Raw genomic sequence first — 25206 nt, 5'->3', positions numbered from 1 at the left:
TTTCCAATTGCTTGGTATTTTATTGTACGTACTAGAGGTTGAATCAGCATGATTTTTTGAGTCTAAGAGTTGCAGATCTTGTTGCTTATTATTTGATGTGTGTGTGTTCATAACATTGCCTTGTTTCCGCATTATTATACTGATCCTGAGATCCAAGCATTAGCTGAAGAAACAGGCGGCTGTGTTGCTGATTCTTTAGAGATGGCGCGTTTTGGTGCAAACCAAGAAGATAAAGACATCATCATCGTAGCGGGTGTTCGTTTCATGGGTGAAACGGCGAAGATATTAACGCCGAACAAAACCGTTGTTATGCCAACACTTGCAGCAACTTGTTCACTCGATGTGGGCTGTCCAATTGATGAGTTCTCCAAGTTTTGTGATCAACACCCTGATCGAAAAGTTGTGGTTTACGCGAATACGTCTACGGCAGTAAAAGCCCGTGCAGATTGGATTGTAACGTCATCTTGTGCTTTAGAAATTGTTGAACACCTAGACTCTGAGGGTGAAAAAATCATTTGGGGTCCTGATAAGCATCTAGGTTCTTACATTCAGAAGAAAACTGGCGCTGATATGATCATGTGGAATGGCGCATGCATCGTTCACGATGAGTTTAAAACGAAAGCGCTAAAAGATATGAAGGCGCTTCATCCAGATGCGGCTGTGTTAGTTCATCCTGAATCACCAGCTGAAATCGTAGACCTTGCTGATGCTGTAGGCTCAACAAGCCAGCTAATTAAAGCAGCACAAGAGATGGGTAATCAAAAGTTCATCGTTGCAACTGATCGCGGTATTTTCTACAAAATGCAGCAGCTATGCCCAGAGAAAGAGTTCTTTGAAGCGCCAACAGCTGGTGAAGGTGCAACGTGTAAAAGCTGTGCTCACTGTCCTTGGATGGCGATGAACGGCCTTAAAGCAATCGAAGAAGCACTTGTTAGCCCAGAAGGTAAAGAAGTATTTGTTGATATGGACTTACGTGAAGGAGCACTACGCTCACTAAATCGTATGTTAGATTTCTCTTCTAACTTGAAGAAGTAATCAAATTTGCCGATATGTTAAGCAGTTAGATTAGCATATTGGCAAAAAAGCTTGCTTAAGTGTGGTGCTTTACTTAGTATAGCTTCGCGCTAAGGCGCAGTGGAGAGGTGGCTGAGTGGCTGAAGGCGCACGACTGGAACTCGTGTATAGGCTAACCCCTATCGAGGGTTCGAATCCCTCCCTCTCCGCCATTTCTGTTCTATTTAAGTTCTGTTTTATTCCCTTACATTGGTACAATGTGTTAAATTCTTTATTCCTATCTTAATGGCTTTCGATTAGAATAACTTCAATCCTTTAAATTAACTTAAATGTCGTTGAGCGAATACTTGCTAACTAATTGACATATTTAGGTTGTTTCGTACTAGTCGATGATCGATTGGAAGTATTATGCAAGAAGAGCTACTTAACTCAGTCATAAAAATAACTAAAACTAGAGATGTAGATTCTCTTGAATATAGTTTGATTTCTACTATTCAAGAGTTTATTGGATGTGAAGAAGTTGGTATTTATAAAGATTTGCAAGTTCAGGGGAAGTTGGTAATTGAACGCAGTTTATGTTTAAAAGTACTACCACATGATGACTTTCTTTGGGAAGACAGAGACGTAGTTCAAGAGCCGCCGTCAGAGCTGGTTTCTTGTTTACAATCTGCATGTATCATAACTGTTCAATCTGCGGATGGTACAGAGCGACGCTGGTTGCCTATTACGTTGCAAGAGAAACCAATTGGCGCACTTGCAATTGTGAGTAAGGGGTTAAGCAGCTCAGATCAGGTCTTATTGAATGCTTTTTGCCGTATTTTTGAAAATTATTTAAGTATCTTGCACGAAAATGAACGAGATAAGTTAACTGGCCTTCTCAACCGACAAACGTTTGAAAAGAAGCTAAAGCAGCTGTTAGAAAAACAATTAATAGACCATCACAAGTCAAGCTTTCCAAATGAAAATCGAAAACGCACTTTAGGTGCGACTTCATGGCTTGCCATGGTAGATATTGATCATTTCAAAAAAGTTAATGACAACTATGGCCATGTATGTGGTGATGAAGTTTTATTATTGCTAGCGCAAAAAATGCGTCAATACTTTCGCTCCAGTGATTTGATATTCCGTTTCGGTGGTGAAGAGTTTGTTTTAGTCTTTGAGCCATGTGACTTTGATGCAATGAAAGCTAAAATTGATCAGTTTATGGAGCTAATCAGACAAACTCATTTCCCATTTGTTAAAACCATGACGGTGAGTATAGGTATGTCCAGGATCAGCCCTTATGACTTTCCTATAACGGTTTTAGAACAAGCTGATAAAGCGCTTTATTACGCAAAAGAAAATGGCCGAGATAAGTTGTGTTTCTTTGAGCAACTAATAGACGATCAACTGATTGATGAAAAAAATAGTGATGAAAGTAACGATATAGACTTATTTTAAAGACTAAATTCGCATGAGTTTTTTAATGATTAAACCCCATAACTTGTTATGGGGTTTAATTTTTTCTAGATAAATATTGTTTACTAGATCCCTGTCACTATATTGTTTTTCATAAATAAATTACACTCAGCCCTGTGTTATATTTACCTTGTATTCAACATGCACTGGAACGCAGAGGCTTGTCATCATGTTACATATCATTCAGTCAAATCGCATGGAGGCGTTGCAAGCGCAACTCCATAAAGTATTAGACACCGCGCCTTTAGACAGTATTTTTAGTAAAGAAATTATTCTTGTTCAGTCACCTGGTATGTCGCAATGGTTAAAGCTGGGGGTGAGCCAACATTCAGGTTTGGCTGCGCAACTCGATTTTCCATTGCCTTCAAGTTTTATTTGGCAGCTATATCAGACCTTTCTACCGCAAGTACCAAAAGAGTCGCCTTTTAACAAAGCTAACTTAACTTGGAAGCTGATGACGTTGTTGCCTGAGCAACTCGGATTATCTGTGTATGAGCCTCTTAAACGTTATTTAGAAGATGATGAAGCTGGCAAAAAGCGTTTTGCTTTGTGTGAAAAAATTGCCGACGTGTTTGATCAATATTTAATGTATCGTCCTGAATGGTTAGACACTTGGGAGTCGGGCATGGACGAGTTGCCAGATGTGGATGTTTCTATTGCGCCTTGGCAGCCTGACTTATGGCGAAAGCTTGTTTTATTAACTGAAGACTTAGGACAAAGTCCTTATCACCGAGCCAACATGCATGGCATGTTACTCGAAGCCTTAACTGATGCCTCTGCAGAGCGGTTACCCCAGAGAATAAGCTTATTTGGTCTGTCAGCCATTCCAAGTAGCCAGCTTGAGATTTTCCAAGCGCTAGCTCAGAAAACCAATGTGTTGCTATTCTTGTTCAATCCGAGTGAACACTATTGGGGCGATGTGGTTGATGAAAAAACACAGGCTAAAATTGCTGCTAAATTTGTAAAATATCCAGAGCTCGAAGCGCAATCAGGGGAATATTTCCAAATCGGTAATCCTCTTCTATCGGCATGGGGTAAGTTAGGCCGTGATTACTTTGAACAGCTCCTGCAACTTGACGCCTCATGGATAGACGGTTTTGTCGAAGACTTTAGCGATAACTTATTGGGCAAAGTACAAAAAGAAATTTTCGATTTATCGTTTAAAGGCGAAACCCTAGTCGAAAACACACAGTGGTTTATAAACCAAGAGGGTCAATTATCCATCGAAGAAGATGATAACTCTATTGTGTTTCAAGACAGCCATACTCCACTTCGTGAAATTGAACGCTTACACGACCATATATTAGCTTTGATGCACGAAGATCCAAGCCTTACGCCGAAAGACTTTATTGTTATGATGCCAGATGTAGCTAAATACAGTCCTTATATTGAGGCAGTATTTGGCGGGGCAACTGCAGAGCGCTATATACCTTACTCTTTGGCTGACTTGGCCATTGATCAAGAAAAGCCTGTGATCAATTCATTTTTGTCTTTGGTTGACTTACCTTTTAGCCGCTTTGGCGTATCAGATATCTTAGATTTATTTGCTGTTGAGCCAATTGCGAAACAATATCAGTGTAGTGAAGATGAATTCGAGCAGTTCAGATTTTGGCTTGAAGAAGTAGGGGTACGCTGGGGTATTAACGCAGAGCATAAGGCCGAGCATGAACTGCCAAAAATGCAGCTTAATACCTGGCAACAGGGCTTAAATCGTTTATTGCTTGGCATTGCTATGAGCGATGAGTCTTTAGAATTTGAAGGCATTTTCCCAAGCGATCAAGTTGAGGGCATGGCCACTGAGTCGCTCAGTAAACTGATTCACTTTATTGATGATTTAATAAGTCACAAAAATATTTTGAGTGAACATAACCCACTTGATATCAAAGCCGAACAGCTCAAATCACTGATAAAGACTTTTTATCACCCAGATTCAGATCAAAGCTGGGATCTGCAAGTGCTCAATAAAGTGATTGAAACTTTACAGACCCACTTTGACAATAAAGATATGCTTGAAGCGGTAAGCCCCGAAATCATCAGTTATTGGGTCAAACAAGGGGTCGCACAGAAAGGGGTCGGGCAACGTTTTCTTGTGGGCGCTGTTAACTTCTGTACACTAATGCCAATGCGTGCTGTGCCGTTCAAAGTCGTTTGTCTACTTGGCTTGAACGACGGTGACTATCCGCGAAGTGTTCAGCCGATAGGCTTTGACCTTGTATCGCAAAGTCAGCGTAAAAAAGGTGACCGTTCACGTAAACTCGATGACAGGTATCTATTTTTAGAAGCATTATTGAGTGCTCGACAACAACTCTTACTCAGTTACGTGGGGCGCTCATGCTACAACAACGAGCCGCAAGTACCGTCAATTTTGGTCAGCGAACTTATTGACTACATTGACCGCTGTTTTTATATCGAAGGCAATGCGAGTAAGCCTTCAGCATATCTACTAAACCAAGCCACACTGCAGCCGTTTTCTACGTTAAATTATATTGAGAGCGATCAACAAAGCTTTAACCCCACTTGGTTGATTTCAAAGGCTGCTAAAGAGCAGCCTAGCAATAAAGACAACGAAAGTTTTAACGAAGGCCTGCCAAATCCGTTTGATACAACAGATCATGAAGTAGATATTAATCAGTTAATCCGAGCTGTTTTAAACCCACAAGCAGCGTTTTATCAGCAACGTGTGGGTGTGCGTTTATACAATGCGGAAGAAGTGATTGACGACGATGAACCATTTGCTCTCGATGCTTTGTCTCGCTATCAATATCTTGATGAGTTACTAACAGACTCTCTGAATGATTCAGAAAAAGTGCCTGAGCAACTTTTACAACGAGGCGACTTGCCGCAAGCCGAAGTGGGTAAAGTGCAACTTGGTCAATTACAGCAAAGGATCACCCCCCTAGCTGAGCGTTTAAAAACAACACTTACATCTCCTTCAGAGCCAGTTGAAATTGATATCGACTGCGGCGCAATAAAACTACAAGGATGGCTCGATAAACTCTTTACGTCGCAACAAATCTTTTATCGCCCAGCGAGTATTAAAGCCAAAGATAAACTAAGAGCTTTTATTTACCACTGCGCAGCGAATTGTATGGGCCAATCGGTCACGACTTCTGTTTATGGTTTAGACGAGCAAGTTAGCTTTGCGCCGTTAGAGGCAGAAGAGGCAAAAATCGAGCTACAGAAATGGGTCAATTTTTACATTTCGCTTATGAGCAGTCCGCAACCTTTCTTTGTTTCATCTAGTTATGAATATGCGCTCACTGAAGACATCAATAAAGCGGCCAATAAATTTAACGGTGGCCAATATATCGGCATGGGCGACAGCGAAAACCCTTACGTGGCGCTCGATTTTAAAAATCTATTTGATTTTGAAGCTGAATTTGTCAGCTTAAGTAAATCGTTATTTGGCAAACTGATTGACCTTGCGAAGGAAGAAAAATATGCAAATGCTTGATCCAACAGTCATGCCTTTGGTTGGGCAAAACCTAATTGAAGCCAGTGCGGGGACGGGTAAAACTTATACCATTACAGGTTTGTATTTACGTTGTTTACTGGGTTTGACCGTACCTGAGCAAGAAAGCACGCCATTAAACGTTGAGCAAATTTTAGTGGTGACCTTCACCGATGCGGCAACCGCTGAGATCAGAGATCGAGTAAGAAAACGCATTGTCGAAGCGCGGGATGTGCTACTTGGCAAAGAATCAAAAGATGACCTTATTCTGCGAGTGTTAAAAGACGTCAGAGACAAAAAGCAGGCTTTTACGTTACTCGATGCTGCGGCCAAGTCGATGGATGAAGCCGCGATTTACACCATTCACGGTTTCTGCCAGAAAATGCTGAAGCAGCATGCGTTTGAGTCGAATATGGGTTTTAACCAAACGTTTGTCCTCGACAGTGCTGATTTAATCGATCAAGCAGTGAAAGACTACTGGCGCAGTTTTATTTACCCGCTCGATACCGATACCACTCAGACTATTTTAGAGCATGTGCCAAACCCGCAATCTCTCAATAGTAAAGTGAGTAAACTGCTGAGTAAGGGCAATATCACCATCACACCGAGTTATGACTTAGATGATGTACTGGCTACTAAAGTGCAATACCAGCAACAAGCACAGACATTTAAAAGTGCGTTGTTAGCAAGCGACTTCTTTACCGCGTTAGATAATTCGGGCCTTGCGAAAAATAAAGCGCCTGGGAGAGTAGCCAATATTGCAGCTTTGATTGACTATTGCCAATCTGATAATTGGTATTTTGAATTTGGCTCTGCGAAGCACTCATTCAACTTGTGGAGTGAAGAAACGCTGTCAGACAGTCAGTATTACAAGAAAGGGCAAGCGCCGATGTCGCATCCCTTGCTTAAATCGTTTTCTGAGATGTTTGCACTACACCAAAAGTTACAAGAAGGGTTACCGTTGGCCATAGTGCAACAAGCGGCGAAGCAAGTTGCATCCTTATTAGAAAAACAAAAACGAAAGCAGGGTGTTTTAACGCCTGATGATTTGCTTACTCAGTTGCATGCTGCACTCACTGCTGAACAAGGCGAGGTTTTAGCAGAAAAGATTGCCACGCTTTTCCCAATGGCGATGATCGATGAATTCCAAGATACCGATCCCATTCAATATGGTATTTTTCAATCGATTTACGGCACGCGTGAAACGACTACTTTGACCATGATAGGCGATCCAAAGCAAGCGATTTATGGGTTTAGGGGGGCAGATATTTTCACCTATATTCATGCCAAAAAGCAGGTGCAAGAAACACATCAGTATACCCTTGCTACTAACTTCCGCTCAGCAAAAGGCGTGGTCGATGCGGTTAACAGTATTTTCAAACAAAATGAAAATAGCTTTATCTATAACAAATACATTCCGTTTGAAGCCGTGGCTGCAAATGGCAAAAAGCCTGGCGAAGGCTTTGAGCTAAGCAATGAGCCTGCAGCACCATTGTGTTTTAGCGTTTTAAAAGATGCCTCTGAGGTCACCAGTAAGGGCGTGGCGCATCCAGCGTTGGCAGAGCTTTATGCGGGTAAAACTGCAACGCTTTTGAATCAAGCGCAGCAGGGGGCTGCTACAATCGCAGGCACACCTGTGGCGGCAGGAGATATTTGCTTCTTAGTACGAGACAGAAATGAAGCGGCTTTGATAAAACGTGCTCTTACCAATAAAGGCATCGACAGCGTGTATCTTGCCAGAGAAAGTGTTTTCCAACAGCCAGTCAGCCAAGCCCTGATGCAATTTTTGATGGTGCTACATGGCCCATATGACGAAGCTCTTTTAAGAGGTGTTTTGGCCAGTGATTTATTTGGCCTCAATTACCAGCAAATTTTTGCATTGCAAAACGAGACGGACAGCCTTCAAGCAGCTCAAAATAATGTAGCGCATAAAACTTGGCAGGAATACTTGTTACAATTTTCTAAGCTAAAAGCTTTGTGGTACAAAAAGGGCGTGATGGCCATGCTTGAGCAGTTGTTGGTTGAGAATAACCTACCGTTACTTTGGCAACAAAAAGGCCATCATGTAGAGCGTTGGTTGACGGATTATCGCCACCTTGCAGAGCTCTTACAACATAAGCAAATTGAACTCGAAGGCACACAGCGGGTTTTGCGTTGGTATGAAAAACAATATACCGAGTCGTTAAGCGATACCGCACAGGTTCGCTTAGAAAGCGACGAGAACCTAGTTAAAATCATCACCATGCACGCTTCAAAAGGATTGGAATATCCAATAGTGTATCTACCGTTTGCCAGCGGCTATCGTGAAGCGAGCGAAGCGATCTTTCACAAAGACGACGCACTCGTGTATGACTTATCTAAATCCGATGACGGCATGCAACTGGCTGAAAAAGAGCGTTTAGCTGAAGATATTCGTCTGTTGTATGTGGCATTGACACGCGCTGTACACCACTGTGATGTAGGCATGTATAACTTAGCCGAAGGGCGAAGTAAAAAGCCTGGTATTACTCGCACAGCCCTAGGCTACGTGCTTTTTGCTCCAGATATTATGACCTCTGCAGAACAGTGGCACGCGCGACTTGACGCACTTTGTACAAGTGATGCGAATTTACAGGTCGCTTATTTTGATATTAATGGTTTGCCAAGCGAAAGTTACATACCAGCTCAACAAGCGCAGACGATTGATTGCGCTGTAAAAGCGGTGTCAGCGAATATAGAACGAGATTGGCGAGCAACCAGCTTTAGCCAGTTAACTTATCATCAAGATCATGATGACAGACCATTAGGGGCAATAGATGAAAACCACTTGCTTGACCTGCCATTGGCAGAAAGCCAAGAAACCCTAAATGCTTACACCTTTCCAAAAGGGGCAAAAGCAGGTAGCTGTTTACACGAAATTTTTGAATTAATTGATTTTGGCGAGCCAGAAACGCCGCAAGCACCGAACCTGACACTAGAAGAAGCAGTAAAACAGACGCTAGATAAATTCGGTTTTGAAGAGAAATGGCAAGCGCCAGTCAAGCATTGGATGTCAGCGTGTCTCGCATGTAAACTTAATAATAATTTAGCGCTTAAAGACATAACGCCTGCGCAGCGTTTAGTGGAGATGGAGTTTAATTTACCTCTTGCGCCATTAGATCAAGTGACGCTGAATAATATTGTCTCAAACATCACCCAGCATCCAAGTAGCCTTAAATTTGATAATGTCAAAGGGCTACTTAAAGGCTTTATAGATTTAATCTTCGAGCATCAGGGCAAGTATTATATTCTTGATTACAAATCCAACTATTTAGGCGATGAACCGAGCGACTATGCCAGCGATAACCTAGTGCAAGCGATGAACGCACACCAATATCATCTGCAATATATGATTTATACCGTGGCATTACATCGCTTACTTAAAGCACGCTTACCTAACTATGAGCCAGAACAACATTTAGGTGGCGTCTATTATGTTTTCTTACGCGCCATGGGCGACGGAGAAGGGGTGTTCTTTAAACAGCTATCTCTCAGTGAACTTGAACAGTTAGATGCCTTATTTTTACAAGGAGCAGCATAATGGAACAAACCGATTTATTTGCTCAACCCGCATTCACAGCGCCTTTTGATCATCAAAGTTTTATCGGGCTTTTAATCGAGCAAGAAAAACTGCTGCACAGCGATATTGCGCTGGCGACATTACTCAATGCGTCGAAAATTGATGACGCATTTTATCTAATCTTGCTGCTACTTAGAGCACAAAGACAACAACATAGCTGCTTGGAGTTAGAGCAGATTGATTGGCAAAACCCATTTTCGCTACCAGTAAAATTACAAGGCGAAAATGTGTTAACCGCCCCTTGGTCTGAACACAAACAAGCTGCGATAAAAGCGTTAGCATCACACACTGCTGTGGGTGACGCTAAACCAATGAGGTTATTGAATAATAACTTATATTTAGCCCGTTACTTTGACTATGAAGCAAGCCTTGCTGAAGCATTCCAAGCGTTGAACAACAACAAAGTGACCTTGAACCTAGACACACTGACTGAATTACTCAGTCACTTCTTTGATGATCAAGATGATATCGATTGGCAAAAAGTGGCGAGTGCGATGGCCGCATTAAATCGTTTTTGTGTGATCACTGGCGGCCCAGGCACAGGTAAAACCACTACAGTCACTAAGTTGTTGGCAATTTTACAGTCATTGTATCGCAGTGCACCACTGAGTATTAAGCTGGTTGCGCCAACTGGTAAAGCTGCTGCTCGCCTAACTGAATCTATGATAGGCGCGAAGAAAAAGTTAATCGAAAGCGGCATGATAGATGACGAGCTGTTTGATTTGTTGCCAGAGCAAGCGCAAACCATTCATCGCTTACTTGGGGTTGTGCCACATACTCATCACTTTAGGCATAACGAGCACAATCCGCTGCACTTAGACCTACTTATTGTCGATGAAGCGTCGATGATAGATTTACCCTTGTTAAGCAAATTAGTTAAAGCGTTGCCACCTCATGCTCGCCTAGTCTTACTTGGTGACAAAGATCAATTGGCCTCAGTCGATACCGGTAATGTGCTAGGGGATTTATGTGAGCATCTAAAGTTGGGCGAGCAGCCCCATTACTCACAAAACTGTGTAAACGCACTTAATCAAATTTGTTTTAATAATGCGACAAAATTGCACGAAAAGCCGAGTCACTTTTTACTCTCTGATAACATTGCATTTTTACAACAGAGCCATAGATTTAATGCTCAAAGTGGTATTGGTCAGTTGGCACAAGCGGTGAACAATAACGATCAGAAGCATTTACAGCAGACAATTCAACATGGCTTTGAAGATTTAGAATTGTATGACTTCAGTAATGATGCCTATCACGCGTTAATCGACAGAGCAGCAGGGCATTACCAAAACTACTTACGCCTTATTCAAGGTAAACCCATCTTGAATGCCGAAGATGTGCAAGCAGTGCATCATGCTTTTAGCCAGTACCAGTTACTTGCAGCGGTGAAAGAAGGCCCTTACGGGGTAAACGCACTAAATCAACGTATTGAGCAGAGACTGCATCAAAGTGGTTTAATTGATTTAACGCAGCGCCAATATGCGGGCTTGCCAATTATGATCACCCAAAACGACTATCAGCTGAATTTATTTAATGGTGATATTGGGATTTTAGTCAATTATCAATCAAATAGTTCAGCATCGGCGAGTTTAAAAGCTGTGTTTGTTGATGAGCAAGGTCATGTTCGGGACTTCTACCCGAATAGACTACCTAGGCACGAGAAAGTGTACGCCATGACCATACACAAATCTCAGGGGTCTGAGTTTGCACATACCGCAATGTTGTTACCACCAATGCAAAGAGCACATTCAGGGATCAACCGACAGCTAGTTTATACTGGGATCACGCGAGCAAAACAAAGATTTGAGCTGGTGGCACAGATGTCTGTTTTGACGCTTTCAATGTCTAGACAGTTGCAACGTTGTTCAGGTTTAAGGCAAAGATTGCAGACAAGTTAGTTCGTGAATACCAATCCTCAATCATTTTGAGGGACTAAAACTGACGCTAACTTTGTTAGAAATTTCTTATTTACGACTGCATGGATGCAGAAGGTAGAGCAATGCAGAAGCAATTGCCGAGAACAACTAAATAGCAAAATTTCCGCCTATTTACCGACAAGTTTTCCTTGCCTCAAAATAGATCGCTTAATTAAAAGGATTGGTATAAATTGACAATGAGGTAAGAAGTGTGGTTCTAATTTAGTGTTAAGACTCTATTTATAAGTAGAACTAAAATGAAAAAATTAGACCAACACTTAATTAAATATGCGCTCTACCATCGTGATGAGCGCAATATTTTAACCCACTTTGTAGGCGTGCCGCTGATCGTATTTGCGGTAATTGGCTTGCTGTATTTTCCTTTAATGTCAGTCAACAGCCTTCTGATCACCCCAGCATTGATCATTGCGATACTCGCTATGCTGTTTTACTTAGCCTTAGATATTAAACTTGGCCTGCTCATGAGTGGTTTATATCTATTAGGGCTATGGTGGGTAGACAGTATTTTTGAAAGTATGAACGCGCAAACGGCGAGTTTCTATGGGTTATTTGCGGTGTTGTTCGTTATTGGTTGGATAATTCAATTCATCGGGCACTATTATGAAGGAAAAAAGCCTGCATTTGTTGATGATTTAATTGGCTTACTAGTCGGGCCGTTATTTGTCGTGGTCGAATTACTATTTAAGCTTGGCCTACTTAAAAGCTTAGAAGCCCGCATAATTGAACATGCGGGCCCCTACAGAAATTAGCTTTTATAAAAATGTGAGACTTGCTCTAGATAGAGATGCGGGTCTCAAGTTTACTGCCTTTAACAATGGTAATGTCGTTACAGTTAAGTCTGACCTTACCATTTTCAGACTCAAGCATATAAGCAAATTCAGGACATACTTCCATACAAGCATCTCCTAACTGTTTTTTGGCTCGGTGAACCATGATATTCATATGATTCATTTGGATGCCTAACGACTTAGCAAGCTCTTCTCTATACATCCAACCTTGTAATTCAGGTTCTAAACCAGCTTGTTTATCAAGGATACGAGTGCGTGCTAGTAGTAATAACAGGTAATGATGTGAACGCGTCCCTAAATCGAATGTTTTGCTCGCAACATTTAATGTAAGCTGCGTGTTTTCTTCATCCAAGCTCACGTTAAAAGACAAGGCATATTCAATATTTTGTGCTATTTCGCTTTTAAGTTGCTTGGTAATGGTCGACGGGCTTGAGCAGTAAAATTGCCACTGATCATTAAAAATACTGATCAGTCCTCCATCAATCAAAACTTGCCTGTCATTTGTGAATAAGTCTTCTAAAAACCAATAATTAAGCATGCTATCAAAGTATGCAATATGTGTAGCTTCTTGCTCGTTTGGCAGTAACAACTGATCTTTTATTTCGATCACTTTATTGCTGTCAGACTGAGACACTAAGAATTGGCAATCAGTGCTTAGGTCGCCGACAACAAAAGAACTACGACCAGGTGCCGCAAAATCAATTTTATCGTTTAAACATAATTGATAAGGAAGGTTTTTGCTTATTTTCTTATCATTGATCCAAATACCATTGGTGCTCACATCTCGAATTAACCAGTTACCTTGGGTATGTTCGATAATTGCGTGATGACGAGAGATTTCAGGAGAATTGATAAGCGTATCAACGTTATATTTAAATCGCCCAATGGTGTGGTAGCTTTTTAGATAGACCTTTTCAAGCTTTTGTTCATCAATGAGATAAGCCATACATGCTTCCTTTTCTTAATTAAAACCAAAATTTTTCCGTTGAAACAATCGGCTGATACTAAACTGTCCAGTTGTTCAGCACAATATGATTTAACTTGTTAATGCACACATTGAACGAATAATGAAATTTTGAAAAGTTCAAATTGTATTAACCCAAATCAAGTCTAAGCCTTTTTTTTGTAATATGCGATTACAGTCACTTACACCAGCTTGCACATTCGAGCTTACTGAACCATATTTTTATTATTGCAATAAAGTTAAGATTGGTTCTGAGAGGTAATAAGATGGGTGAATTTAAAAAAATAGACACAGTCGAGTTAAAAGGAGTGTATCAATTCTGCGATCATTTCGACTCAGAAAAGTTAGACCTTAATAGTAGTGCCCTTAAGATAGTGACCGATTTTACCCGACGAACGCCGCAAGTTATTTTAAAAGACGTCGATGTTGATCATGCTTTATTTATGATGGTAAACGGGCATGTTAGGTCTAAGTTAGTAATAGACCATGACGATACTTTTTTAGGAGTTATTAACTCTCGTGATTTAACGGGTAGAAAAGTACTGACTGTGGCGCAAAAACGCAACCAGTCGCGCAATGATCTGACTGTTGAAGATTTAATGACAAAGAAATCTGATCTACGTGCGATGCCTTATTCAATGGTAGAAAATTCTAAAATAGGCGATGTACTCGAAACCCTAAGAGGGTTAGGTCATCAACACATCTTGTTGGTTGATGAAAAAGGTAGCTTAAGAGGTATGATGTCAGCCAGTGATATTGCTAGGGCGTTACATATTCCAGTTAATATTCTTCAAACAGCCCATTCATTTAAAGAAATCTTCGAAATTATCCATGATCACCAAGAAGTCACAGCTTAAAAACAATTTTGAAGTTATAAAAGTGTCTCATAATTGAGACACTCTTATTTTGTAAGCTGTTTCAGTTTCGACACAATTTAGTACCGTCTTTAACTTTAAGAACATAAAAATCATCAAATAACAACAAGATAAGTGTTGGCTCGATAGTTGATTTAAGTTACTTAGTTCAACTATTGGAGTCAGCTATGGATACGAAGAGAACCCCACAACCAAAACCTGCAATTAAACGATATTGGTACTTACCTGTTATATCTTTGATTGTTCTAGCGATTTACCTATCAAAGCAGTTTTTAGGCGATGCGTCTTATTTTGTCGCACGAGATAAATTACAAATGGCTAATGTGAAGCAGGGAGACTTTAAAATTGAAGTAAGAGGCTCTGGGGTTTTAAAGCCAAAATCATTGCAATGGAGTGCAGCGCAATCTAGAGGCAGAGTTCAGCAGTTACTTGCAAAACCCGGCGACAGTGTGGTGCAAGGACAGAAAATTGCGGTGTTAGAAAATGTCGAACTGCTGAGTGAACTAGAGAAAATTCAATGGGAACTTAAAGCCATTAAGGCTGAAAATAATGCGGCCGCTGTTGCGCAACAAGCTCAACAACTTGATCTTGAAAATGCCGTTATGGAAGCTGAGTTTAATTACAAAAGCTCGAAATTAAAGCTTGATGCAGAGCAATCGTTGCTAGATCAAGGTAAAGGCTCATTGTCTGCATTAGATTTTAAACGCACTCAACTTGCGGTCACGCAACAGTATGCCCGCTGGCAGGCGCAAATAAAACGTGCTGATAAAATGCAACAAAACTATCAAGCCAGCGAATTAGCAAGACAAGCACGTCTTGAGCAGGTTGAAAATAACCTCAGAAAAGCACAGCAGCAGGTAAGTGGTTTAACGATCACAGCGGGTATTTCAGGCGTAATACAAAAGCTGCCGATTGAACTTGGTCAGCAACTTAATAGCGGTGAAAATGCTGCCTTAGTAATAGATCCTGATTCGTTATTTGCCGAGATAAACGTACAAGAAATACAAGTTAAAGACGTTGTAATGGGTCAACCCGTCACCATTGATACCCGCTTTAATAAGCTCGTGGGTGAAGTGCAACGTATTTCCCCGCTATCTGAAAATGGTCTAGTGGCAGTGGAGGTGGGGATTCTTTCTGAACTGCCTAAGGAAGCGCGATCAGATCTCAATATTGATGGTTATATTGAAGTGACCAACATCAAAAACACGCTTTATGTAAAACGCCCTGCATTTGCACCAAAAAATCGTACGGTAGAACTGTTCAAAACGACCAATGGCGGCGTCTTTGCACAAAAACATGAAGTCAAACTTGGCGCTAGTACTGCAAAATATATTCAAATTCTCTCTGGTCTTAACCCAGGCGATCAAATTATTATCTCTGACACCAGCGCATGGGCATCTCATAGCAGTGTCAAAATACAATAATATCAATAGGTTTAAAAAGGATCTCTCATGTCATTATTAAGTTTAAGTAACATCAATAAATCATTTTTAACTGAAGACATCGAAACCCATGCGTTAAATAATATTAATCTTGAAATTGCACAAGGTGAGTATGTTTCCCTGTCTGGTCCTTCTGGCTGTGGTAAATCTACCTTGCTGTCTATTTTAGGCTTACTCGACACCGCAACCAGCGGACAATATTTATTTAATGGTCAAGATGTCACGAGTTTTAGCCGAGATAAACGGGCTCAGATCCGTTGTTATGATATCGGCTTTGTTTTTCAGTCTTTTAACTTAATTTCTAGTCTCACAATCAGTGAAAACATCATGTTGCCGCTGACTTACCAAAATGATGTCTCTAAGAGCTTGATGCAAAGTAAGGTGGATGAAGTATTGGAACGTGTTGGTATGCAACATCGTGCGAATCACTTTCCTTCTCAGCTCTCTGGTGGTCAACAGCAAAGAGTGGCCGTTGCAAGAGCTTTGGTGAACGATCCTAAAATTATCTTTGCCGATGAGCCAACAGGTAACTTAGACAGTCAAAATGCAGAAAAAGTGATGGCGTTATTTGACCAGTTACATCGAGATGGCAGCACGATTTGCATGGTGACGCACGACCCTCGTAGTGCTCAGATGGCGCAGCGACAAGTTAGTATTCTTGATGGCACATTAGTCAATGATGTCATGCTTCATTCCATCGAAAAAGTACCAGCGTAAGGAGCACAGTATGTGGCTTGATATTAAGTATGCACTCAGACAATTACTTCTGTCGCCTAAATTCTCAGCCTTGACGCTGCTGGTGCTTATTGGCGGGCTATTTGTCAGCTTGTATAGTTTTTCATTATTGAATTCAGTGCTATACAAAGATTTACCTTTACCCGAAGGCGATACCATTTTACATATATCTTCTCAATCACAAGAAGATGCAGACCTAGATCCTATGCCTGCTTGGGAAACCGCGAATCTAATCGAATCACAAACCAGTTTCGCGCAGATAGGTCGTTATGTATCAACATTTGGGCATATATTATTTGAACAAACATCTAAACGACTTAGTTTAGAAAAAGTGGATAGTAACTTCTTTGAGTTTGCAAAAGTTCAACCATTAATGGGACGTACACTACAAGCTGAAGACTACCAAGCCGGTGCAGAGTCTGTGGTGGTGTTAAGTTATGTTATTTGGCAGAGCACTTTTAATGGTCAGCAAGATATAGTTGGTCAAATTATAAATCTTAATAATCAATTAACGGCGGTTATAGGCGTTATGCCTGAAGGTTTTGCGTTTCCAGTCGCAGGTAGAGCTTGGCAGCCTTTATCTTTGCAATATAGACAGCCACAAATGAGCAACGATGAGTGGCTTAGTGCCTACGGTCGTTTAAATAAAGGCACGTCTGTTGAGCTAGCCGAAACTGAATTATCTAGCTTGTTAAAAGGGTTTTATGCTCAGAAGCAGCAAGCACTGGGCCGTGACTATGAGCCAAGAACAGTTGCGATTACATCGTTTCCGAGTGCACAAGTAAATGGTGCGGGTGGTATTGTTTTTACCTTTATCAATGGTGTTGCACTATGCATATTATTACTCGCTTGTATCAATGTTGGTAACTTATTGCTTGCTAGAGCGTTAGAGAAAAATAAAGAGACGGCGATCCGTGCTGCGTTAGGTGCCCCCACAAAGCGTTTAATTTCTCAGTTAATGTGGGAGGGGAGCATTTTAACCATTCTTGGTTCTGTGTTAGCGGTTTTATTAGCAGGAGCTGCCCTGAGTTATACAGAAATCGTTTTACAAAGTCATATGGCTGATAACCTTGCATTCTGGTGGCATTGGGGAATGGATACTGACACCTTATTCGCAGCCTTAGTGTTTGCAATAGTGACGCTTTTCTTTGCTTGTTTCTTACCTGCGTGTAAAGCAGCAACACAAGATGTGAATGCCACTCTACGAGATGGTACACGAGGAGCTCAAGGTAAAAAAGCGGGTCGACTTTCTAAAGTATTATTGACCGCACAAATATTTTTAATTTCTACCCTAATGCTTATTGGTGGGTTATCTGCGTTTTTATCCCAAACTATTATTAATATGGATATGGGCGTAGACTTCAAGAATAGTCTAGATGTGAATTTAACGTTAGATGAAAACCGCTATACCTCTGCAGAACAAAAACTTACTTATTATCAATTACTAAAAGCTGAACTTGAACAGCAAGATAGTATCAGCGATGTCTCTCTCAGTGCGTACTTGGGTAAAAAGCCTGTCTACCCAGCAGGCCAAATCATTGAAAGAGATCAGGACAAACCACAAGTAGATGTGATTGAGCTGATTGGAAACACACAAAGCTACGGTCCGTATTTGCTAGAGGGTCGTCACCTTGACAAACAAGATCATCGCAATGCAATGCGAACAACTGTGATCTCAGATTCAATGGCAAAACGATACTGGCCGAATGCCAGCCCGCTTGGGGAGCAAATAGACGTTGAACTTAAATCAGGAAAAGAGACACACACAATTGTGGGAGTTGTGACAAACAGAATGAATGCATCGTCTCTATTTGCTTCACTTGATAAAGAAGACGAAATTTATACATCGGCGTTACAAGGTGAAGTTGTGCCTTTAAGAGTGACATTAAAGCACTTTGGAGATAGCCAACAAGCTCAGACCGATTTTTATCATGTATTTTATCGATTAGATCCAGCGTCTGATCCTGGTTATTTTAGATCGAAAGAAGATGACTTTGGCATGCTGCATAAAATGGCCAAAACAGCGTTCTTTATTACTTTTGGATGTGCTTTCTTCGCGTTGTTCTTAGCATTAACAGGTATTTATGGCTTGAGTGCGGGTACAGTTTTCCAACGCTACAACGAAATTGGCGTCCGCCGCGCTGTCGGTGCGACAGATAGAGCGATAGTCAGTTTATTCGTAAAGCAAGGTAGTAAATTGTTGGTACTGGGGAGTGGCTTAGCCTTACTACTTTTTGTCTTGATTGCTTATTTGTTTCATAATTTTACTGAGCAGCTAGTACCGGCTTACATTTATCCGATACTTGCGTGCGTCGTAACAGTGCTAGTTGCCAGTGCGGTGTTACTTGCCATTTATTTCCCGACTAGAAATGCGGTAGTATTGGAGCCAAGCCAGGTGCTTCGCTATGAGTAAGGAATAACAATAATAATGGCAAATATTTTAGTGGCTGACGATGATATTAACATCATCGCCAGCCTACAGTTTTTACTAGATGATCATGGTTTTGATGTGCAAGGGGTAACGTCTCTTGAAGCGGCTAAAACCCAATTAACGCAACATACATTTGATCTTGTCATGCTGGATATGAACTTCCATCGTGATACCACATCAGGCAGTGAAGGTATTGAATTTATTCAACAAATGAATGAATTTTTGGCCGATAAACTGCCGCCAATAATTGCCATGACAGGCTGGGCGACCATAGATATCGCGGTTTCAGCTTTGAAGGCCGGTGCAAAAGACTTTGTGCAAAAGCCGTGGCAAGACGACGCACTCATCAATACCATTCAAACTCAAATTACACTGGCCGAGCGCGAGCAACAGCTCGAACTTTCGCAAGACGAAAATAGTCAACTTAAACAAGACTTATATCTCCAACATGACGATCTCATTGCTGAATCTGCAGTGATGCAGCAACTGCTCAAACAAGCACAAAGTTTAGCAAAAAGTGATATGAACATTTTGATCACAGGTGAAAACGGCACAGGTAAAAGCTTACTTGCAAGTAAAATTCATCAGTTTTCAAAGCGAGTTTCAGGGCCCTTTGTTAGTGCAAATATGGGCGCGATTGTAGAAAGTTTATTTGAAAGCGAGCTATTTGGTCATGTAAAAGGCGCATTTACAGATGCCAAACAAAATCGTGCAGGGCGCTTTCAAATGGCGCAGCATGGTACATTATTTTTAGACGAAATAGGTAATATTCCGCTCGCTCAGCAGGCAAAATTGCTACGCGTATTAGAAGAAAAACAATTTGAGCCTGTGGGTTCAAGCAAAACCCAATGTGCTGATGTAAGATTAGTGTCTGCGACAAATTCCGATCTTGAATGTGCCATTCAAGCAGGGTCATTTCGACAAGATTTATTTTATCGCTTAAACACGGTTACCTTGCACATGCCTGTGTTAAAAGCGCGCAAAGACGACATAGTGCCATTGGCAAATTACTTTGTTGCAAAGCACAGTAAGCATTACGGCAAAAACGATGTTTGTTTGTCTGAGTGTGCTAAAGCTGCATTGCTCGCATATCACTGGCCGGGCAATTTAAGAGAGTTAAGCCATTGTATAGAGCGCGCGCTGTTTTTAAGTGAAACAAGTATCACAGCTGAGAGCCTGAATCTCAACGTAACCAGTAATCTCACTCAGCAAAATGCACTGACATCGATGCCAGAAGACAGTATTACCAGCCAAGCCAATTTAACCTTAGATGAAATAGAGTTTCAGGCCATGGAGCAAAGACTTAAACACTTTGCTGGGAATGTCACCGAAACAGCCAAATCTCTGGGTCTTAGTCGCAGCGGCTATTACCGTCGTTTAGCTAAATACGAAGCGCAATAGCATGCAATTTTTCGCACGCTCCAAAACGAAAGCGGTTGATCATAAACAGCAGCAGACTCGGTTATTATTGGGGCTTTCGATCCCTACGATTTTAGTGGCTTTTTTTAGTTTATTTTACGCAGGGTTCAACATCTATTTATTGGCCTTTTTCAGCATCATCGCATTGTTAGGGTTGTTTTATGTGGTGTATACCACGCGAAATAACATAGACAAACAACAACAGCTTATCAGTAACTTATTGGCGGCTTTGATTGAAGAAGATTACACATTGCGTGGAAACTTACAGCAAGATGCCGCCATCGCGCCACTGTTGAAACTAATCAATACGCTCGCAGATAATTTACAAACAAAGAGTCGCCAAGTATCTGAAAAGCAGATCCTGATCGATAAAATTTTAGATCAGGTTCAAGCTATGTGCTTTGCTTACGACAATGAGCAAAATATCGTGATGGCAAATCATGCCGCACTTACCCAGTTATTTTTAGGCCAAGAGTTAGAAGTTTGTTCACTTCAAGATTTCCATTGGATGAAATCAATCACTGAGAAAAATTCAGCAGTTGTGACGTTAAAGACTACGCAGTTACAAGGCGAGTATTTTGCTTTTAAAGATAAGTATTTAAGCGCTGGCAACTCACATACGCTGCTGCTGTTAATAAAAGCAGAACAAATACTAGATGAGAGAAAACAGCAAGCATGGCAAGACCTATTGCGCGTATTAAGTCACGAACTTAATAATTCACTCACGCCAATAGCGACAATCAGTCGTAGCCTTAATAAGAAAATTCAACAATGTGAATTTCCTAAACAACCTCAGTTTCAACAAGGGCTTGAAATCATTTCTGAGCGGGCAAGTTCTTTGCAAGCCTTTATTACCAGTTACCGAGAATTGGCTCAATTGCCAAAGCCGAGTAAATCAGCGGTCACCGTACAAAGTTTGTTTGGTCCTATTCTGCCTTTGTTTGATTGTGAATTTACTTATAGCGAAAATTGGCCAAAACCTGCCTCACAGTTAGTGCTGAATGTTGATAAAAAACAGCTTCAGCAAGTGCTTATCAATCTGATAAAAAATGCCATTGAAGCCAATACAGTAAATAACCAGCAAGGCATTGAACTAGAACTTGAAGCAAGTGATGACATGTTGAAAATTAGCATCCGAGATTTTGGGCAGGGGATCGCTAATTTTGATAACTTATTTGTGCCTTTTTATACCACAAAGCAGCAAGGCACTGGCTTAGGCTTAGCATTAAGTCGACAGATAATGCTTAACCATGACGGGCAATTACAATTAGAGAATCATCTTGATCAAGGTGCAATCGCAACCGTGACTTTGCCAATGTTGCAAAGAGATAACGAATAACTGGTAATTCATACAGTATTTTGGCATTATGCCAAAAAAATAAATGAGAATGTGCTTTGGCAGTAATCTTAGGCATAGATCCCGGTTCAAGATTTACCGGGTACGGTGTGATTGATCATCAAGGAAGTAAGTTTACCTACCTAGGCAGTGGGTGTATTAAAGTGGGGGAGCATGATTTTCCGACCCGATTAAAAATGATCTTCCAAGGTGTCACCCAGCTGATTGAGCAATTTAACCCGCAAAGTTTTGGCATAGAGCAAGTGTTTATGGCACATAATCCAGACTCTGCATTAAAACTAGGGCAAGCCCGAGGCGCTGCGATTGTTGCCGCTACTATGCAAGATGTTCCTGTTTATGAATACTCCGCTAGGCAAGTAAAACAGGCGGTAGTAGGTACAGGCGGCGCTAAAAAAGAGCAGGTCCAAGAAATGGTCAAACGTATCCTGAAGCTACCAGGAACACCACAAGCAGATGCAGCAGATGCATTAGCCATTGCCGTTTGTCATGCACATTCTGAGCAAAATTTAATTCGTTTAGCTGGTAACGCCAGTAAAACAGTTCGTCGAAGATTAAGGTAATAAACATGATTGGAAGACTAAACGGCATACTATTAGAAAAACAACCACCGGAGATTTTACTTGATGTAAATGGGGTAGGTTACGAAGTTCAAATGCCAATGACCTGTTTCTATGAGTTACCTAATGTTGGCGAGCAAGCAGCGATTTACACGCATTTTGTGGTACGTGAAGACGCCCAGTTGTTATTCGGTTTTAATCATAAAAAAGAGCGCGCTTTATTTCGAGAATTGATAAAAGCCAATGGTGTTGGTCCAAAACTCGGTTTAGCGATTTTATCGGGTATGTCAGCTGAGCAATTCATCCACTGTGTGAATAACGAAGATGCGACCACTTTGGTGAAAATTCCAGGCGTAGGTAAGAAAACCGCAGAACGTTTAGTGCTAGAAATGAAAGATCGTTTAAAAGACTTCGGCAATGATTTGCTCACGCCATTTAGCGATAATGCAGTCATTGCGCCACAAGAAGATCCGACGGTTGCTAATAATCCAGCCGATGATGCAGTTGCTGCATTACTCGCATTAGGCTATAAACTAGCGCAAGCACAAAAAGCGGTTAAGGCAGTAAGCCAGCCAGATATGAATACCGAAGCGCTGATCAAAGAAGCGCTTAAATCAATGATGTAATTAACCTTATGATTGAAGCTGATAGACTGATTGAGCCAAGTGTTCAAGGCAACGAAGAAGTAATAGACAGAGCCATAAGACCTAAGTTACTCGATGACTACACAGGTCAGCCCCATGTGAAAAAGCAAATGGAGATTTTCATTGAGGCGGCGCGCTCACGTCAAGAAGCGCTCGATCATTTGCTTATTTTTGGCCCGCCAGGTTTAGGTAAAACGACATTGGCTAATATTGTTGCCAATGAGCTTGAAGTAAACATCAAAACTACATCAGGCCCTGTGCTTGAAAAAGCCGGTGATCTAGCCGCGCTTTTAACAAACTTAGAAGAAGGTGATGTGCTGTTTATTGACGAAATTCACCGTTTGAGCCCACAGGTAGAAGAAATTCTTTACCCTGCAATGGAAGACTATCAGCTTGATATCATGATAGGCGAGGGGCCTGCAGCACGTTCGATTAAACTAGACCTGCCGCCATTTACACTGATCGGTGCCACCACGCGCGCTGGTTCATTGACCTCACCACTACGAGATCGTTTTGGTATTGTGCAGCGCTTAGAGTTTTACTCAGCTGCAGATTTAGCAACTATTATTTCTCGTTCGGCATACTATTTAGACCTAGCTATTAGCCCAGAAGGTGCCGATGAAGTGGCCCGCCGTTCACGCGGCACACCACGTATCGCTAACCGTTTACTGCGTCGAGTAAGAGATTTTGCCCAAGTCAAAGGCGACGGTAAAGTCAGCCAAGATATCGCAAAACAAGCCCTTGATATGGTCGATGTCGATAAATGCGGCTTCGACTATATGGATAGAAAATATCTGCTAGCACTGATAGAAAAATTTGCTGGTGGCCCTGTCGGCCTCGACAATATTGCCGCAGCAATTGGTGAAGAGCGCGAAACCATTGAAGACGTGATTGAGCCATTCTTAATTCAGCAAGGCTTTATTCAGCGCACGCCAAGAGGGCGTATAGCATCAAATGCCGCTTATTTGCATTTTGATTTGGCACCAAAACAAGACTAAGCAGTATACCCTTGGGTATTAGCCCATTAATCTGGTTGAGTCTCATTTGGGCGAGACTCGACCCAACGTAAATCCCTTATCCATTTCACCATATTAGGGTAGCCCGCTTCAGGGCACGTCATTTGCCATGCCTGTAATAGTGGAAAGCCAAACCCATTACCACTTTCAAAGTCATTAATTAACGTATTATTGGCGCCGCGATAAGAATCACTGTGAAAAATAATATCTAGTGAGATAGATAAATGCTTAGCAGCTGCGACAGCCCAAGCTGTGGCCGCCATTTCTTCTCCATACATGGCTTGCTTTTCTCTGCCTACCAGCAAACCGTTTTTAAATATATTGCCTTTTAAGCACTCTCTAAAAATAGGTTCGCACACAGCAACATGACCAGCTTCATGCAATATGTCTCCGGGGAAAAGAAGTTTGTCTTTATCAATCAATAACACGCCATGTTTGAGTATTAACCCGGGTAAGAAAGTCTTTTCAGTTATGGGCTGAAGCTCAAAGGCCAGCTCTATTTCAGTTAAAAAATTTAAAATCGTTCTTGTGTGATCGATCATGAGCGAACTCCTTTGACTCAAGCCTTTCGACTTTCCCTTTATTAAGTTATCAACTCTAAAGGCACCAGTGCAATAGAGTGTAATGGACTGTAAGCGTAGTCGAACCCTGTATATCTAAATTGGTAAAAGTGATTGTGTAACATATGTGTGTATTTTTTTAGGTAAAGTTAGCAAGGTGTAATGAGCTGTAATTAGGGATTTTTTATATTTGTGTAATTATATAGTGGCTTAAATTATTTATTTCAGAATAAGGAACAGGTAATGCAACGCCGCAATTTTTTAAAAACTTCGGCTTCGGTCGTTGGACTAGTTTTAGCACCAGCTTCTGTAACTGCATTGGCAGCCAATGCTGAACTAAATACGTCAAAATTGACTCGACGGATAAGTAAACAAGCCCTTAAAGATTTATCGATTAGCTTTCCTGAAATGACCATGACATCACCATCAGGGCAAGATGTCACTTTTGAACTCAACCCCTTAGCAGCCAGATATTATCCAAATGGACTATTTGTACTTTTTGAACACACAGACGAAATTTACATATATGACCAAGTTGGACAAGTGCTTGGCAGTATTCCACTAAATCTAAAATATGGCTTAATCAAAGACTTTGCCGTTGATGAAGATAATCAGTTGGTATTCTTAGTGACCGGCCCAGGCACGATTAAGGTGATAGGCTTTGATGGCGGCCATTATGGTGATGTGGGAAGCCAAGGTCTCAATCACTTTGAACAATTAAACGGTATTAAATCAATTACCCTAGATGATTCCGGGCGTTTACATGTTCTTTGTAGCCAGTCTAATTCAATAAAAGTATTCGATAACTCAGGGACTTTGCTCTATAGCTATAGCGCTAAGTCGTTGCTTTCAAAGCCAACATTGCATCAATTGGATGGACAGAGCGAAATAAAGGTTGTTGGCGGACAGTTTAAAGACAGAGAGTGGTTTTTTGCACCCAGTGGCCAGCCAATTGGGTAA

Annotated in this window: 17 protein-coding genes, 1 tRNA gene and 1 pseudogene; 17 read left to right on the top strand and 2 right to left on the bottom strand. The window is 41.2% G+C overall.

Annotated elements, in window-relative coordinates; all coding sequences use genetic code 11:
- Positions 1-120 precede the first annotated feature (120 nt).
- From nadA to ABMY35_RS20100, 7 genes and pseudogenes are all read left to right on the top strand, one after another.
- Positions 121-1035, top strand: a pseudogene (nadA, locus tag ABMY35_RS20130) (quinolinate synthase NadA); the annotation flags it as partial.
- A gap of 101 nt (positions 1036-1136) precedes the next feature.
- Positions 1137-1226, top strand: a tRNA-Ser gene (locus ABMY35_RS20125).
- A 196-nt stretch (positions 1227-1422) separates the two neighbouring features.
- Positions 1423-2454 carry a GGDEF domain-containing protein gene (locus ABMY35_RS20120; RefSeq protein ID WP_138482038.1) on the top strand — a complete coding sequence of 344 codons (1032 nt, stop codon included), beginning with the start codon at positions 1423-1425 and terminating at the stop codon, positions 2452-2454.
- 187 nt (positions 2455-2641) lie between these two features.
- Entirely contained in the window at positions 2642-5926 is a 3285-nt protein-coding gene (recC, locus tag ABMY35_RS20115; protein WP_349287853.1) for an exodeoxyribonuclease V subunit gamma, read from the top strand.
- Entirely contained in the window at positions 5913-9482 is a 3570-nt protein-coding gene (recB, locus tag ABMY35_RS20110; RefSeq protein WP_349287852.1) for an exodeoxyribonuclease V subunit beta, read from the top strand. The genes recC and recB overlap by 14 nt, the downstream gene beginning before the upstream one ends.
- Positions 9482-11419, top strand: coding sequence for an exodeoxyribonuclease V subunit alpha (gene recD / locus ABMY35_RS20105; RefSeq protein ID WP_349287851.1), 1938 nt, complete (start codon positions 9482-9484; stop codon positions 11417-11419). The genes recB and recD overlap by 1 nt, the downstream gene beginning before the upstream one ends.
- A gap of 275 nt (positions 11420-11694) precedes the next feature.
- A complete protein-coding gene (locus tag ABMY35_RS20100; protein WP_349287850.1) occupies positions 11695-12207 on the top strand; it encodes an Mpo1-like protein in 513 nt (170 codons plus the stop codon).
- A 25-nt stretch (positions 12208-12232) separates the two neighbouring features.
- Here the strand turns inward: ABMY35_RS20100 and ABMY35_RS20095 are convergent, their stop codons facing one another.
- Positions 12233-13192, bottom strand: coding sequence for an FHA domain-containing protein (locus tag ABMY35_RS20095; RefSeq protein WP_349287849.1), 960 nt, complete (start codon positions 13190-13192; stop codon positions 12233-12235).
- Positions 13193-13476: 284 nt separating this feature from the next.
- On the opposite strand from ABMY35_RS20095, the gene ABMY35_RS20090 reads away from it, so the two are divergent.
- From ABMY35_RS20090 to ruvB, 9 genes are all read left to right on the top strand, one after another.
- Entirely contained in the window at positions 13477-14067 is a 591-nt protein-coding gene (locus tag ABMY35_RS20090; protein ID WP_349287848.1) for a CBS domain-containing protein, read from the top strand.
- A 185-nt stretch (positions 14068-14252) separates the two neighbouring features.
- Positions 14253-15509: an HlyD family efflux transporter periplasmic adaptor subunit gene (locus tag ABMY35_RS20085; protein WP_349287847.1), complete on the top strand. Its 1257-nt coding sequence runs from the start codon at positions 14253-14255 to the stop codon at positions 15507-15509.
- Positions 15510-15536: 27 nt separating this feature from the next.
- On the top strand, positions 15537-16244 hold the full coding sequence (locus ABMY35_RS20080; RefSeq protein ID WP_349287846.1) for an ABC transporter ATP-binding protein: 708 nt from the start codon (positions 15537-15539) through the stop codon (positions 16242-16244).
- A gap of 10 nt (positions 16245-16254) precedes the next feature.
- The gene (locus tag ABMY35_RS20075; RefSeq protein WP_349287845.1) at positions 16255-18675 is read left to right on the top strand and encodes an ABC transporter permease; all 2421 of its coding nucleotides are present in this window, start codon (positions 16255-16257) and stop codon (positions 18673-18675) included.
- A 15-nt stretch (positions 18676-18690) separates the two neighbouring features.
- Positions 18691-20094: a sigma-54 dependent transcriptional regulator gene (locus tag ABMY35_RS20070; protein WP_349287844.1), complete on the top strand. Its 1404-nt coding sequence runs from the start codon at positions 18691-18693 to the stop codon at positions 20092-20094.
- Position 20095: 1 nt separating this feature from the next.
- Positions 20096-21451 (top strand): ATP-binding protein, encoded by a 1356-nt coding sequence (locus tag ABMY35_RS20065; RefSeq protein WP_349287843.1) that lies wholly within the window; start codon positions 20096-20098, stop codon positions 21449-21451.
- Positions 21452-21507: 56 nt separating this feature from the next.
- A complete protein-coding gene (ruvC, locus tag ABMY35_RS20060; protein WP_349287842.1) occupies positions 21508-22029 on the top strand; it encodes a crossover junction endodeoxyribonuclease RuvC in 522 nt (173 codons plus the stop codon).
- Positions 22030-22034: 5 nt separating this feature from the next.
- Positions 22035-22652, top strand: a complete 618-nt coding sequence (ruvA, locus tag ABMY35_RS20055; protein ID WP_349287841.1) for a Holliday junction branch migration protein RuvA — start codon at positions 22035-22037, stop codon at positions 22650-22652.
- A gap of 8 nt (positions 22653-22660) precedes the next feature.
- Entirely contained in the window at positions 22661-23668 is a 1008-nt protein-coding gene (ruvB, locus tag ABMY35_RS20050; protein WP_138630609.1) for a Holliday junction branch migration DNA helicase RuvB, read from the top strand.
- A gap of 26 nt (positions 23669-23694) precedes the next feature.
- On the opposite strand, the gene ABMY35_RS20045 is transcribed toward ruvB, so the two are convergent.
- A complete protein-coding gene (locus ABMY35_RS20045) occupies positions 23695-24228 on the bottom strand; it encodes a hypothetical protein (RefSeq protein WP_349287840.1) in 534 nt (177 codons plus the stop codon).
- A gap of 261 nt (positions 24229-24489) precedes the next feature.
- Here ABMY35_RS20045 and ABMY35_RS20040 point away from each other — a divergent pair, with 261 nt between their 5' ends.
- Positions 24490-25206, top strand: coding sequence for a hypothetical protein (locus ABMY35_RS20040; RefSeq protein ID WP_349287839.1), 717 nt, complete (start codon positions 24490-24492; stop codon positions 25204-25206).

This window comes from Pseudoalteromonas sp. BZB3 (genome assembly GCF_040104455.1).
In the GTDB taxonomy this organism is placed as follows: domain Bacteria; phylum Pseudomonadota; class Gammaproteobacteria; order Enterobacterales; family Alteromonadaceae; genus Pseudoalteromonas.
Note: the sequence above shows the minus strand (reverse complement) of the source record. Positions and strands in the feature narration are given on the sequence as shown.